15 protein-coding genes are annotated in these 12,302 nt (G+C 39.2%); 12 read left to right on the top strand and 3 right to left on the bottom strand.

The genetic code is table 11. The features are described from left to right. Window positions 1–16: 16 nt before the first annotated feature. Window positions 17–976: an SLAC1 anion channel family protein gene (locus CYP43_RS06845; protein WP_103582986.1), complete on the bottom strand. Its 960-nt coding sequence runs from the start codon at window positions 974–976 to the stop codon at window positions 17–19. An 83-nt stretch (window positions 977–1,059) separates the two neighbouring features. On the opposite strand from CYP43_RS06845, the gene CYP43_RS06840 reads away from it, so the two are divergent. The 12 genes from CYP43_RS06840 to glyS all read left to right on the top strand — a co-directional run bounded on the left by CYP43_RS06840 (window position 1,060) and on the right by glyS (window position 11,087). Continuing rightward, the gene (locus CYP43_RS06840; RefSeq protein ID WP_103582985.1) at window positions 1,060–1,704 is read left to right on the top strand and encodes a Crp/Fnr family transcriptional regulator; all 645 of its coding nucleotides are present in this window, start codon (window positions 1,060–1,062) and stop codon (window positions 1,702–1,704) included. A gap of 84 nt (window positions 1,705–1,788) precedes the next feature. Further along, window positions 1,789–3,126: an NAD(P)/FAD-dependent oxidoreductase gene (locus tag CYP43_RS06835; protein ID WP_103582984.1), complete on the top strand. Its 1,338-nt coding sequence runs from the start codon at window positions 1,789–1,791 to the stop codon at window positions 3,124–3,126. Between the two features lie 10 nt (window positions 3,127–3,136). Then, window positions 3,137–3,298 (top strand): YgaP family membrane protein, encoded by a 162-nt coding sequence (locus CYP43_RS06830; RefSeq protein WP_021091464.1) that lies wholly within the window; start codon window positions 3,137–3,139, stop codon window positions 3,296–3,298. 13 nt (window positions 3,299–3,311) lie between these two features. Beyond that, window positions 3,312–3,485 (top strand): YgaP family membrane protein, encoded by a 174-nt coding sequence (locus CYP43_RS06825; protein ID WP_258032174.1) that lies wholly within the window; start codon window positions 3,312–3,314, stop codon window positions 3,483–3,485. 124 nt (window positions 3,486–3,609) lie between these two features. Further along, entirely contained in the window at window positions 3,610–4,089 is a 480-nt protein-coding gene (locus tag CYP43_RS06820) for a 3-isopropylmalate dehydratase small subunit (RefSeq protein ID WP_054196874.1), read from the top strand. A gap of 3 nt (window positions 4,090–4,092) precedes the next feature. After that, window positions 4,093–5,160 carry a 3-isopropylmalate dehydrogenase gene (gene leuB / locus CYP43_RS06815; protein ID WP_103582983.1) on the top strand — a complete coding sequence of 356 codons (1,068 nt, stop codon included), beginning with the start codon at window positions 4,093–4,095 and terminating at the stop codon, window positions 5,158–5,160. Next, entirely contained in the window at window positions 5,157–5,402 is a 246-nt protein-coding gene (locus tag CYP43_RS06810) for a hypothetical protein (RefSeq protein WP_021091490.1), read from the top strand. Before leuB ends, CYP43_RS06810 begins: the two co-directional genes overlap by 4 nt. Next, window positions 5,399–5,815 (top strand): CiaD-like domain-containing protein, encoded by a 417-nt coding sequence (locus tag CYP43_RS06805; RefSeq protein ID WP_103582982.1) that lies wholly within the window; start codon window positions 5,399–5,401, stop codon window positions 5,813–5,815. The genes CYP43_RS06810 and CYP43_RS06805 overlap by 4 nt, the downstream gene beginning before the upstream one ends. Further along, window positions 5,775–6,962 (top strand): CCA tRNA nucleotidyltransferase, encoded by a 1,188-nt coding sequence (locus CYP43_RS06800; protein WP_103582981.1) that lies wholly within the window; start codon window positions 5,775–5,777, stop codon window positions 6,960–6,962. Before CYP43_RS06805 ends, CYP43_RS06800 begins: the two co-directional genes overlap by 41 nt. 74 nt (window positions 6,963–7,036) lie before the next feature. Beyond that, a complete protein-coding gene (locus CYP43_RS06795; protein ID WP_103582980.1) occupies window positions 7,037–7,516 on the top strand; it encodes a tRNA (cytidine(34)-2'-O)-methyltransferase in 480 nt (159 codons plus the stop codon). Next, the gene (locus tag CYP43_RS06790) at window positions 7,513–8,916 is read left to right on the top strand and encodes an endonuclease/exonuclease/phosphatase family protein (RefSeq protein WP_103582979.1); all 1,404 of its coding nucleotides are present in this window, start codon (window positions 7,513–7,515) and stop codon (window positions 8,914–8,916) included. Before CYP43_RS06795 ends, CYP43_RS06790 begins: the two co-directional genes overlap by 4 nt. A 152-nt stretch (window positions 8,917–9,068) precedes the next feature. Then, on the top strand, window positions 9,069–11,087 hold the full coding sequence (gene glyS / locus CYP43_RS06785) for a glycine--tRNA ligase subunit beta (protein ID WP_103582978.1): 2,019 nt from the start codon (window positions 9,069–9,071) through the stop codon (window positions 11,085–11,087). A 58-nt stretch (window positions 11,088–11,145) separates the two neighbouring features. Here the strand turns inward: glyS and CYP43_RS09735 are convergent, their stop codons facing one another. After that, the gene (locus tag CYP43_RS09735) at window positions 11,146–11,763 is read right to left on the bottom strand and encodes a sulfatase-like hydrolase/transferase (RefSeq protein ID WP_258032173.1); all 618 of its coding nucleotides are present in this window, start codon (window positions 11,761–11,763) and stop codon (window positions 11,146–11,148) included. Next, on the bottom strand, window positions 11,717–12,289 hold the full coding sequence (locus tag CYP43_RS09730) for a sulfatase-like hydrolase/transferase (RefSeq protein WP_258032172.1): 573 nt from the start codon (window positions 12,287–12,289) through the stop codon (window positions 11,717–11,719). Before CYP43_RS09730 ends, CYP43_RS09735 begins: the two co-directional genes overlap by 47 nt. Window positions 12,290–12,302: the final 13 nt, after the last annotated feature.

Genomic DNA, 12,302 nt, shown 5'->3' with positions numbered 1-12,302 from the left:
AATTTTTGAGCTAAGGCTATTTTTCCGAAAAAATTTCGCCGTTTATTATGGATTTAACCGTTAAAAATCCGACTATCAAAATCGAAGCGACTAGAGTCGCAAAAGCGCCGACGCCTAAAAATAAATAAAAATCGCTTTGCGTAATTTCGTAAGCTTTTAAAAACGCTATAGAGCTAGCAGCCGTCGGGAAGGTAAAAGCCCACCACGATAGGGCGAATTTGAGTTTAATAAATCTTTTATACGAAAAAAGTATAAGCGCCGCGAAAAACACGTTTATATTAAGCAGTATCGCCGCAAAAGCGTCGAATCGCTCGGTTAGTTTTACGTATCCCAAAAACGCCATAGCCGGCGGCGCTAGCGTAATGACTAGCGTCGGGACGAATTTGTCGGCTAACTTATCGCAGAAGACTAGCCTATAAAATATAACGGCGAATAAAATAATCCAGAAAAATAGCCCCAAACTAAAATAATACCAGATCGCTTGAGATTTTTCGGCTATGATCGGGATTAGCAAGTTGCCCACTACGGGGATAAACCATGCTGGATTTAGCATCGCGATATCGAATTTTTCGTCGATCCAAAAAGAAATTACGTAAAGCGTAAAAATCGTTTGCAAGCCTAAAGCCGCGTAAAAAAGCGAGTAGTATAGTCGCGGCGCGTCTTTGTAGGCTAGAGCTAAAAGAAAAAGCGAGATGATAAATCCGCCAAAAAAATTTATCTTTATAGGGTGTGAAAATTCGGCCTTTACCTCTTCTTTAAATTTTAAAAGCTTAAAGAAGTAAAACGCCGAAAGCAGGCAAAATACCGTGCAGTCTAACGCTCTAAGCGCCGAGAATATCTCGCTCGGTAAATCAAATATCTCGCTTAATTTCTTGTAAGCCGCGCAAAGCCCTCCAAGCCCCATAGTACCGGCAAAAAGCATAATCGGAAGCGATTTTATTTTGCTTTGCGAGTCGTTTTGCTTAACGTCGTGCATTTTTTTTCTTTTCGTATTAAATTTTTATGCAATATTACCTATAATAAGGTTAAATTTTTGTAACGAAGTCACGAAAGGGCAAAATGCTAAGCGAAGAGTTAAAAGAAATTTTGCGCGAGAGATTTACGAATAATTTCGATCTAGCAAGCGAGGATCTAAATGCGATCTTTGCTAACGCGTATCTAAAAACCGTAAAAAAGGGCGATATATTTTACTCCGGAAACGATTGCTTCGGATTTATCCTTATACTAAAAGGCGTTTTAAGGGCGTTCGTATCGTCTAACGCAAAGGAAATAACGATATTTAGGCTAACTAAAGACGAGAGTTGCGTGCTGTGCGATACGTGTTCTATAAATTCGCTAGAAAATAAAGTAAGCGTCGAAATCGAGCAAGATAGCGAAATTATCGTTATTCCGGCGCGAATCTACAAACCTCTTAAAGAAAAATATCCGAGCGTTTTAAATTTTACTCTAAAAATCGTAGCCGATCGGTTTGCCAGAACGATAAACGTTATGGAACAGGCTTTGTTTTCGCCGCTTTCGGCGCGGATTATGAATTTTTTATCTCAAAGCATCGAAAATCTAAACGAAAATTTTATAAAAATAACTCACGAAGAGCTGGCGAATCATCTAGGAAGCGCTAGAGAAGCGGTATCTAGGGTACTAAAAGAGCTTGAGAGAAGCGGGCAAATAACGCAAAGCCGCGGCGAAATAAGGCTAGTTTCTTAAAATTCTCGTTTTAAGGTAACTTTGTTACGGAGAGGGTGGCCTTTTTTATGTAGCATTTCATAAACTCGTTTGAAAGGAGAATTTATGAAAGGACTGCAAAGAAGAGACGCTTTAAAGCTAATGGGGGCCGCGGGACTAGCCGCGAGTATGAGCGGTTGTTCGGCAACGGGCGGCGAAAACGACGATATAAATTCTAAAATCGTTATAATGGGCGCGGGACTTAGCGGTATCGCGTTGGCGGCTAAACTTAGAAGAGATATGCCTAACGCCAAGGTAATTCTCGTGGATAAAGACGAGAAATTTTACTACCAGCCGGGCTTTACGCTAATCGCCGTCGGAATTTACGAAGCTAGCGACGTCGTTTACGAAAAAGCGGATTATATCCCGCAAGGAGCCGAGTGGATACGCAAAAACGTATCGGAGATAAAGCCCGAAGCCAATCTACTCGTCCTAGACGACGGGAGCGAGCTGGGGTATGATTATCTAATCGTAGCAAGCGGCGTGGAATACGACTTTGAAGCCGTTAAGGGGCTAAGCTTAGAGGATATTAACGATATGAGCGGCAACATATCCTCCGTCTATACTCTACAAGGCGCCGTAAAGAGCAACGAATTGATGAAAAAATTTTCTCAAAACGGCGGCACGGCGGTATTTTGCGATCAAAAAACCCCGATGAAATGCAGCGGCGCTAATAAAAAAGTAACATGCATGAGCGAAGATAGGCTGAGGTTGGCCGGCAACCGCGATAAAGGCAGCGTTAATCTTTACGTCGGCGGCGGCAAGCTTTTCGGCGATCCGACTTATGCCGCGGCGATGACTCAAATAATGATAAAAAGAAAGATAAAATTTAATCTTCGCCACCAAATCGTAGCCGTCGATAAAAGCTCAAATACCGCTACTTTCGAGTTTTGGACGGCGTATAGACAAAACGGCGAAGATAAAATCGCGTCCGAGCTAATCGACGTAAAATACGACTGGCTTCACTTGCCGCCTAAGCAAAAAGGAAGCGAAATTTTAGCTCGCGCCGGCCTAACCAAAGAGGGTGACAAGCTAAATTTTTTAGCCGTCGATAAATACAGCCTGCAAAGTACAAAATTTAAAAATATATTCGGTATCGGCGATATTTGCGGATTTGCGGCTGGTAAAACGGGGGCTAGCGTTAGGAAAATGTATCCGATCTTAGCTAAAAATTTAGCCGATACGATAAAAGGACGAGAACCTAGCGAGAAATTTACCGGATATACGGCTTGCCCTTTTATCACCAAATACGGCAAGGCCATAATGGTAGAGTTCGACTGGGAGGGAACGGCTCCGACGTTAGAGTGCTTCGGCGCTACCAGAGAGAGCTACATGAGTTGGCTGGTTAAAATTTACGGATTTAAACCTATGGTTATGAACGGAATGCTAAAAGCTTTGGCTTAAAGGAGATAAAATGAGCGTTTTAGATAAAACTATACGTTTGATTATAGCGGCGATTTGGTTTTTTATTTTCGGATTTATTTGCGACTGCTGGTTGTGGACGGTCGGGCTAATTCCGCTTTTAACGGGATATTACGGCTACTGCCCGCTTTATAAAATTTTTAAGAAAAGGTAAAAATATGGTAAGCGTGAAAAGTAGAATTATTAGGGTCGTACTAGGGCTAGTTTTTATGGTGGCAGTTTGGTATTTTTACGAGAGCTACTGGGCGTTAATCGGGTTAATCCCGATTATCGTCGGCGTTACGGGTTTTTGCCCTGCGTGTAAATTCTTAGGCAGGTGTTCTTTAAATTTAAAAAAATAAAAGGGGGCGTTAAACGCCCTTCGCCTTGCCCTTTAGCCGTTTAGGCCGCAAATTTTATTCGCCGTTTGATGAATTATTTAGCTACTTTTGGCTAAAATCTCGAAAATTTAAAAAAGGCGAAACGATGAATAAAGTTTGGAAATTCGGCGACAATATCGATACCGATATAATTATCGCCGCCAGATACTTAAATACTTCCGACGAAAATATCTTAGCAAAACATATAATGGAGGATGCCGATCCTAATTTTAGCTCCAAGATAGATAAGGGCGATATTATCGTAGCGGGCGAAAATTTCGGCTGCGGTAGCTCTCGCGAGCACGCTCCTATCGCACTTAAAGCTGCTGGCATTGGCGCGGTGATAGCTAAAAGCTATGCGAGAATTTTTTATAGAAATAGCTTTAATACGGGGCTTTTGATACTTGAAATCAAAGAAACGGACGAAATAAACGAGGGCGACGAGCTAAAAATAGACGTAGATAACGGCGCGATCGTAAATTTAACCAGCGGCAAAGAGTATAAATTTAGCCCTATACCGCCGTTTATGCAAGAGCTTTTAAACGCTGGCGGACTTATAGAATACGCAAAAGTAAAGTTGGATTAAATAATGAGAGAATATAAAATTTGTGTTATAAAAGGCGATGGCATCGGTCCTGAGATCATAGATGAGGCGATAAAAATTTTAGATGTTGTTAGCGCTGAGTTTGGGATAAAATTTGAATACGACTACAAGCTTATGGGCGGTGCAGCTTATGATGTATTTGGCGTGCCTTTGCCAGATGAAACGCTTAGCTCTGCTTTAAACTCTGATGCTGTGCTTTTTGGAGCGATCGGCGGCGAGAAGTGGGATAGCTTGCCAAGACATCTAAGGCCAGAGAGCGGGCTTTTAAAGATCAGAAAAGAGCTTGAAGCTTATGCAAATTTACGCCCAGCCATTGTTTTTGATGAGCTAGTGGATGCTAGTACACTAAAGCCAGAGGTTTTAAGAGGCGTTGATTTTGTCGTGGTTCGTGAGCTAACGGGCGGACTTTATTTTGGGCAGCCACGTGAAAAAGGCGAAGATAGAGCGTTTAATACGATGATTTATTCTAAAATGGAGATAGAGCGCATCGCAAAGATCGCTTTTGAAACAGCAATGCTTCGCAAGAAAAAGGTCTGCATGGTCGATAAGGCAAATGTGCTTGAGACAAGTCAGCTTTGGCGTGAGGTGACTAGCGAAGTGGCTAAAAAATACCCTGAAGTAGAACTTAGCTTTATGTATGTGGATAATGCGGCGATGCAGCTAGTAAGAGCTCCAGCAAATTTTGACGTCATCCTTACTGAAAATTTATTCGGCGACATCTTAAGTGACGAAGCAAGTATGGTTTGTGGCTCGATAGGACTTTTGCCAAGCGCCAGCATGGGCGGCAAAGTGGGAATTTATGAGCCAATACACGGCTCAGCTCCAGACATCGCAGGACAGGGCATAGCAAATCCAATCGCAACAATTTTAAGTGCAGCAATGATGCTAAGATACGCATTTAGTGAAAATGAAGCCGCAGATGCGATAGAAAATGCTGTGAAAGAGGCACTTGCAAAAGGTTACAGAACAAAAGATATCGCTGCTTTTAACGCAGTTGAAATTTGCTCAACTAGCGAGATAGGCGATGTTATCGCAGGATTTATCAAAAAATGAAAAACACAATCACTGAAGCACTGATCTACGAAGCTCAGGGGCTAAAAGATGATGCACTTGAAATTTATAAAAATATCTTAAAGCAAGATCCGTCAAATAAAGATGCCCTTAGCGCGATAAACCGTCTGAGCGGACTTCGCAAAGAGCGAGCGATAAAAAACGAGCAGATGAAAGAGTTTTTTATAGCGATGAAAAGTGATGAAGAGATAAATGAATTTAAAAGGTGGTTGATAAGATTATGAAGCTTGATGATATCGCTAGAATGGCAATCAGTGAGGTTAGCGCTGAGCTTGAGAAAATAGAAGCATTGCAAAATAAAAAGCAAGAAGAGCTTGAGCGTGAGAATCTAAAAAAAGAGCTTTTGGCCATAGAGTCTAATGAAAATATACTAAATAACGAGCTAAAAGTTGAGACAAATTTACAAAATGAGCAAGTATTTGAGGTAAAAGAGGAACCAGTAAGTCCAATAAAAAATAGAGAGGTGAGCGAAGAGAAAATTTTCTTAGCAAACCTTGCTGAACGCATAGAAGTGCTTTTTGAAGGGCTTAAACAAACTAGTGAGCAAAATCTCGCTTCAAGGCTTGAGCTAACGACAAAATTTTTAGAATTTACCCTTGCAAATATCGAAAATAGACTCCAAAATCTCTCAAAATAAGCCATTAGATGGCTCAAAAAATGAGATAAAAATCAAAAATGAAATTTATAAAAATAGCGAGCTAGACTTTTTTAGATCGCTATTTGCCCCATTTACTTCACGTGTCTATCTAGTTGGTGGCTGCGTGAGAGATGCATTTTTGGGGCGAGAAATTTATGATTATGACATCGAGGTTTATGACATTGAGCCTACTAAATTTAATGAGCTAATGGCTAGTATAGGCGCTAGCGGTGTTGGTAAAAGCTACTTTATCTACAAATACAAAAACTACGATATTGGGCTTCCAAGAAGCGAGAGCAAAACTGGAAATTCACACAAAGACTTTGCAGTAAGCTATATTAATGATCCCAAAATGGCGAGCCTTAGGCGAGATTTTACGATAAATGCCATGATGATGAATATCTTTAATGGAGAAATTTTAGACTTTTACGGCGGGAAGCAAGATTTAGCAAACAAGATATTAAGGCACATTGATAGTGAAAAATTTAAAGAAGATCCGCTAAGGGTGCTACGTGGCGTGCAGTTTAGCGCAAGGCTTGATTTTAGCATAGCTGACGATACGCTAGAGCTTATGAAAATGCTTGATTTATCGCATCTAAGTAAGGATAGGATAAATACTGAGCTTATTAAATTTTTTCGCGCAAAGTATCTAGAAAAGGGAGCTTACTATCTTTTTGAGCTTGGGTTTTTTAAAGAAATTTTTGGCGTGCAAATTTCTATGGACGATGGGTTTTTAAGTGATCTTAAGAGTGCTAGAGAATTTGTGGATGATGAGAGGCTATTTTTGTATCTTTTGTTTGGCAAATTTGAGCTTGACGCAAATGAAATTTTAGAGAAAATTCGTCTACCAAAGAGCTACTTTTCTATCTTAAAGCAGCCTTATTTTAAGGACATGCCAATCGATAAAGAGCTAATGCAAATAGCTCTAAATATGCCCATAAAATCATGGCTTGGAGCTTATAATAAAGAGCGGATAGAGCGTGCCAAGAAGCTTGGAATTTATGAGGTAAAATTTGATGCGAAGGTTGATGTAGCGGAAATTTTATCAGCTGATTTTAAAAACGAAGAAATTGCAAAAGAGATAAAACGTAGGCAAGAGCTTGAAATTTCAAAATATCTAAGCGAGCGTAAGCCTAGAAAAGATTAGTCTTTAAAACTCTTAAAAGCCCATTTTGGCTAAAATAGGCTAGTTTATAACACTTTTTAAGGCAAAGAAAGCTTATGTTTAACATAGTCCTAGTCCATCCTCAGATACCGCAAAATACTGGAGCTATCGGTAGAATGTGCGTTAATGCAAATTTAAAGCTACATATCGTTAAACCCACCGTGTTTGATTTGAGTGAAAAGGCTGTTAGACGAGCAGGGCTTGACTACTGGAAAATTTTAAATCCAAAAATTTGGGATAGTTTGGAAGAATTTTTAGAAGCAAACTTAAGCCACAAGGATAGATTTTTCTTCGCTACTACAAAGACAAATAGGCTTTACTACGAGGCCGAGTTTAAGCCAGGAGATTTTATATTTTTTGGTGGCGAGAGTACTGGACTGCCAAGAGAATTTATGGATATAAATTTTAAAAACGCCATAACCATACCAATGGGAAAAGAGGGCAGGAGCTTAAATTTAGCTATGAGTGCTGGCATTATCGCGTATGAGGCGATCAGGCAAAATATCACTGAATTTGACTTTAGGGGTGAAATTTGAGAGTAGTTTTTGCTTTGTTTTTTACCATTTTAGTGGCATTTGCGAGTGAAATTAGCATCGCAACTTATAATGTGCAAAATTTATTTGATTGCAAAGATGATGGTAGCGAGTATCTTGATTTTAAAGTAGGCGTATCAAAATGGGACTGCGAGGCAGCTGATTCAAAACTACAAAGGACAAGACAGATCATAAATGCACTAAATACTGACATTATCGCACTTCAAGAGATCGAAAATGAGCAAGTTTTAAAAGCTCTAGTAAGTGATAGCGAGTATAAATTTGTAAGCTTTACAAAGGAGAAAAACTCTCCTGTTGGGCTTGGGCTTATTTCAAAGTTGCAGCCAAGTGGCAGTGAAGTTTTTAAAGTTCCAAATGTAAAGACGAGAAATATTTTAAAGGTTATTTTTGAGACAGAAGGTAAGAAATTTAGCATATTTGTAAATCACTTTCCAACTTATAAAAATGGCATAAATATGCAAAAAAAGGCTGAAAAAACGTTAAGAGCGGCTCTAGGTAAAGAGAAAAATGCGATTATTTTGGGTGATTTTAACTCGCCCTTTGGACAAAAATCTATCCTAAATGACATCATTGCAACGAGAAATTTTTATGATCTTTATAAAGAGCTTGAGCCAAAAGATAGATATTCTCACGCAGTGCATGGCAAAAAAAGAGCGATCGATCATGTTTTGCTTTCGCCTAGTTTTATGGAAAATGGCGATCTAAGTTATATTAGTGGCAGCTTTGAAGTCTTTAAACCAAGCTTTGCAGTCGATGAAAAAGGCTTTGCAAAGAGCGACCTTTACTCAGATCACTTTGCGTTAAAGTTTAAAATTTCAACTGATCCAAGCCTAGTAAAAAAGAGCTTTGTAAGTAAAATTTTTAAAAAAGATGAAAACAAAGCCAATAAAAAAATAAGCGAACAAAACTATAAGACGGTCAATGTAGATACGCTTTTTGATCATCCAGAAGCTGTGCCAGCAGTGATTGAAAAAGTGGTTGTTATCCTAAAAGATAAGCATGGCTTTATTTTCTCGAAAAATCACCGCGGAATTTATGTCTATGATCCTAAAAATAGCGTTATTGTAGGCGAAGAGCTAGATATTTTAGTAAGGCGAATGAAAATTTATGAAGATGCGCTTGAAGTCAGCTCTTATGAGATCATAAATGAGCATGACACAAAAGATATTAGCGAAAATTTACTAGATGCATCGCAATTAAGCGAAGCTAGAAGTGGTGATGTCTTTGCTGAAATTTCGGGTAGACTAGAGAGGGGCTATCTGCATACACCATACGGTAAGATCAGAGTTTATAGCAAGAAAAAGCTAAAAGATGGCGAGTATAATTTTGAAAATGCGAGAGTTAAAATTTATAAGAGAGAAAACCAAATCGTTGTGGAGTAGAGAGTGCAAATTTTAGATATTTTTATGATTGCGGCGTTTGTTTTATTTCTTATTTTTATGATAAGAGGCGTCATTTTACAGTCACAGGAGAAGGAGAGGGCAAGAAAAATGGTAAGAGAAAAAAGAGAAAATTTTAATAAAAAGAGTGAAATATGAAAGAGTTATTATTAGAAATTGGAGTTGAGGAGCTTCCAGCGATACCGTTTTTAAGGGAGCTGCCAAATATCAATGCTAAATGGCAGGCTGTTCTTGAAAAATATAACATCAAAAGCGAGTTTAAATTTTACTATACGCCGCGTCGTTTAGTCTTTTTCCATGAGAAATTCCCACAATCTCAGCCTGATAGCGTGGCTAGCTTTATCGGTGCGCCAAAGCAAGTTGCGCTAAAAGACAGAGCTTTTACAAAGGCAGCACTTAGCTTTGCAAATAAATGCGGCATAGATGAGAGTGAGCTTAAATTTAAAGAGATAGACGGCAAAGAGGTGCTCTACTACGAAAAAGAGGTAAAGGGTGATCCGGTTGCCAAGATAATGGGTGACATGGTTGAGGAGTTTTTAAAGAGCCTAAATTTTGGCAAGTCTATGCGCTGGGGCAACGGCGAGTTTGAGTTTATCCGTCCGATAAGATCGTTTTTGTGTTTACTTGGTGATGAGGTCATAAAATTTAATAAATTTGGCGTTGAGAGCGGTGATTCAACCTATCCACACAGAAGCATTAGCTATGACAAGATAAAAATTTCAAATATAAAAGAGTATTTTGAAGGCTCAAAAAGCCGTGGTGTCGTGCTTGAAGCAGGCGAGAGAGAAAAAATAATTCTTGATGAGTTTGAAAAGATCAGCCAAAAAAGCGGGCTAAAGATCGAAATCGATAAAGACTTGTTAGCTGAAGTTGTGGCGATCACCGAGTATCCGACAGCACTTCTTGGCTCGTTTGAAGAGGAATTTTTGGAGGTGCCAAGCGAGGTCATCATCACTTCTATGAAAGAAAATCAGCGCTACTTCCCAGTCTTTAAAAATGGCAAGCTAGCAAACGGCTTCGTTGTCGTTAGCAACGCCATAACGCAGGACTATTCGCTCATCATCAAGGGCAACGAAAAGGTGCTAAGGGCAAGGCTAAGTGATGCGATGTTCTTTTGGCAAAGCGACCTAGCGCACGAATTTGGCCCAGAAAAACTAAAAAATATAACTTACCTAAAAGAGCTTGGAAGTATCTACGAAAAAGAGCTTAGAGAGCTACAAGTGGCTAAAAAGCTTGCTAGCAACTATGACGAGCTACTCAAAAAAGAAGCTGGCGAGTACGAGGCTAAGCTAGAGCGAGCTGTGATGCTAAGTAAGGCTGATCTTACAACGCAGATGGTTTATGAATTTACCGAGCTTCAAGGTATCATGGGTGCTTACTACGCAAAGGCTAAAAATGAAGATGAAAACGTCGTTTTAGCCATAAAAGAGCAGTATCTGCCAGACGGCGAGGAGGCGCAGTGCCCAAGCAAGGTCTTTAGCTCGGTTGTGGCGCTTTCAAATAAGCTTGATACGCTAATGGGACTCTTTAGCATCGGCAAAATCCCAAGTGGCACGAAAGACCCATACGCTCTAAGACGCGCGGCAAATGGCGTGATAAAGATCGTTTTGGCGCATAATTTGAAATTTAACGTAAAAGAAATTTTAGAAGATATCGCAAAGGATTATAAGAAATTTGACGTTGAAGTGCTTATAAATTTCATCCTTGATAGGCTCTACACCTTCTTTGACGCAAACGCTTCTATCGTAAAAGCGTGCATAAAAAGCGGCGAAAAGGATATCTTGGAGCTAACTAAGATGATAGAGGCGCTTGCTAAAATTTCAAGTGAGCCAAATTTTAGGGAGAATTTCTCTACATTTAAGCGCCTTGCAAATATCATCAAAGACGATAAATTTAGCAAGATTGATGAGAGTCTCTTTGAGATAGATGCTGAAAAGGCCTTAAATGATGCATTTAAAGCGGTCGATAAGAGCCTAGCGTATGAGCCAATGCTAAAGGCGCTATTTGCATTAAAACCACAGATCGATGAGTTTTTTGACAAAGTTATGATAAATGTTGAAAATGAGAAAGTGCGAAATAATCGCATTGCTATTATCGGCCAAATTTATAGCGAGATACTAAAAGTAGCTGATATAAAAGAGATCAGCTTTTAAATTTGCGCCAGCTTCAGGCTCTTGCCTAGGCTGGCTTTTTAAAATTTATATTCTAAAACTACCTAAAAATATCGAATTCTGGCTCATAGACCTTAGTTTTTATTCCAAAATATCCAAGAACTGAGCTAAATATAAAATCATGCGAAAGGCTTTCATCTCTCCTGGTTTTTAGCCTTTTTAAAAGTTCTCTATCGCTTGAAAAGACGATGGCAGGGATGTGTTTTTGCTCATCTGGAGCGATGGAATAAGGCAGACCATGTAAGTATATGCCGTTTTCGCCTAGGCTCTCTCCGTGATCTGAGAAAAAGAACATGGTGACTTCAAATTCATCTTTTCTTGCTTCAAGGGCATTTATCAGCTTGCTTTGTAGATAGTACTCATATAAGATGGTGTTGTCGTAGGTATTTGCTATCTCTTCTGGCGCGCATTTATTTAGCTCGGCAGTGTCGCATGTTGGGGTAAATTCTTTAAATTTTCTTGGGTAGCCTTTGTAGTAGATAGGGCCGTGTGAGCCTTGCAGGTGTAGCACGATAAGGGTAGTGGAATTTGCATCTTCGATGACCTTTTTGGCCTCATCAAATATCACTTCGTCAAAACCTTCTGCTCGATGATCTGAAGTATGGTTTTGATCAAGATTGTCGCAAACCACTACTTCTATTTTTTTTGCAACCGCCACTATTATTGTCAAAAAAGTATGTCTTTATACCAAGCTTATTGATAATATCAACTAAATTTTCACGAGCTTTTGCTTCACGGTTACTAAAATTTTCTCGCTTTAAGTCTGAAAATAGGCAAGGTACACTAGTCTCTGTGGCTGTTCCACATGAGTAGAAATTTGTAAAACTTACCACATCTTTTTGTTTAGTAAATTTATTCGTATCGTTTTTGGCGTAGCCATTTAGTGAGTAGTTTCTGCTTCTTTGTGTCTCGCCAACTATCAAAACTAAAATTTTCTTTTTATCGTTAGCAAGAGTTGCGTCATCTGCCACGTAGGTAAAAGGGAGTGGTTTTTGAGTGATCGATTTTACTAGTTTTATAGCCGAGTAGATGGGATAGTATGGGAGCAATGCGGTTCTTAAATTCGAATGCTCTCTAAAAAATGGTATAAAAATTTTAGACGTTAATAAAAATATGGTAGCTATCGCAACTATAGAAAATGAGATAATTTTTGCTCTTAATTTAAGCTCATTAAATGCTAGCAAAAACTAAGATAAA

The organism is Campylobacter concisus (genome assembly GCF_002913045.1).
Lineage (GTDB): Bacteria > Campylobacterota > Campylobacteria > Campylobacterales > Campylobacteraceae > Campylobacter_A > Campylobacter_A concisus_AP.
The sequence above is the reverse complement of the archived record's forward strand: the minus strand, read 5'-3'. Positions and strand labels throughout refer to the sequence as shown.

Excerpts from the sequence above, each read along its gene's own strand:
- CYP43_RS06845 (WP_103582986.1), bottom strand. The coding sequence starts at position 976 with ATGCACGACGTTAAGCAAAACGACTCGCAAAGCAAAATAAAATCGCTT.
- CYP43_RS06840 (WP_103582985.1), top strand. The coding sequence starts at position 1,060 with ATGCTAAGCGAAGAGTTAAAAGAAATTTTGCGCGAGAGATTTACGAAT.
- CYP43_RS06835 (WP_103582984.1), top strand. The coding sequence starts at position 1,789 with ATGAAAGGACTGCAAAGAAGAGACGCTTTAAAGCTAATGGGGGCCGCG.
- CYP43_RS06830 (WP_021091464.1), top strand. The coding sequence starts at position 3,137 with ATGAGCGTTTTAGATAAAACTATACGTTTGATTATAGCGGCGATTTGG.
- CYP43_RS06820 (WP_054196874.1), top strand. The coding sequence starts at position 3,610 with ATGAATAAAGTTTGGAAATTCGGCGACAATATCGATACCGATATAATT.
- leuB (WP_103582983.1), top strand. The coding sequence starts at position 4,093 with ATGAGAGAATATAAAATTTGTGTTATAAAAGGCGATGGCATCGGTCCT.
- CYP43_RS06810 (WP_021091490.1), top strand. The coding sequence starts at position 5,157 with ATGAAAAACACAATCACTGAAGCACTGATCTACGAAGCTCAGGGGCTA.
- CYP43_RS06805 (WP_103582982.1), top strand. The coding sequence starts at position 5,399 with ATGAAGCTTGATGATATCGCTAGAATGGCAATCAGTGAGGTTAGCGCT.
- CYP43_RS06795 (WP_103582980.1), top strand. The coding sequence starts at position 7,037 with ATGTTTAACATAGTCCTAGTCCATCCTCAGATACCGCAAAATACTGGA.
- glyS (WP_103582978.1), top strand. The coding sequence starts at position 9,069 with ATGAAAGAGTTATTATTAGAAATTGGAGTTGAGGAGCTTCCAGCGATA.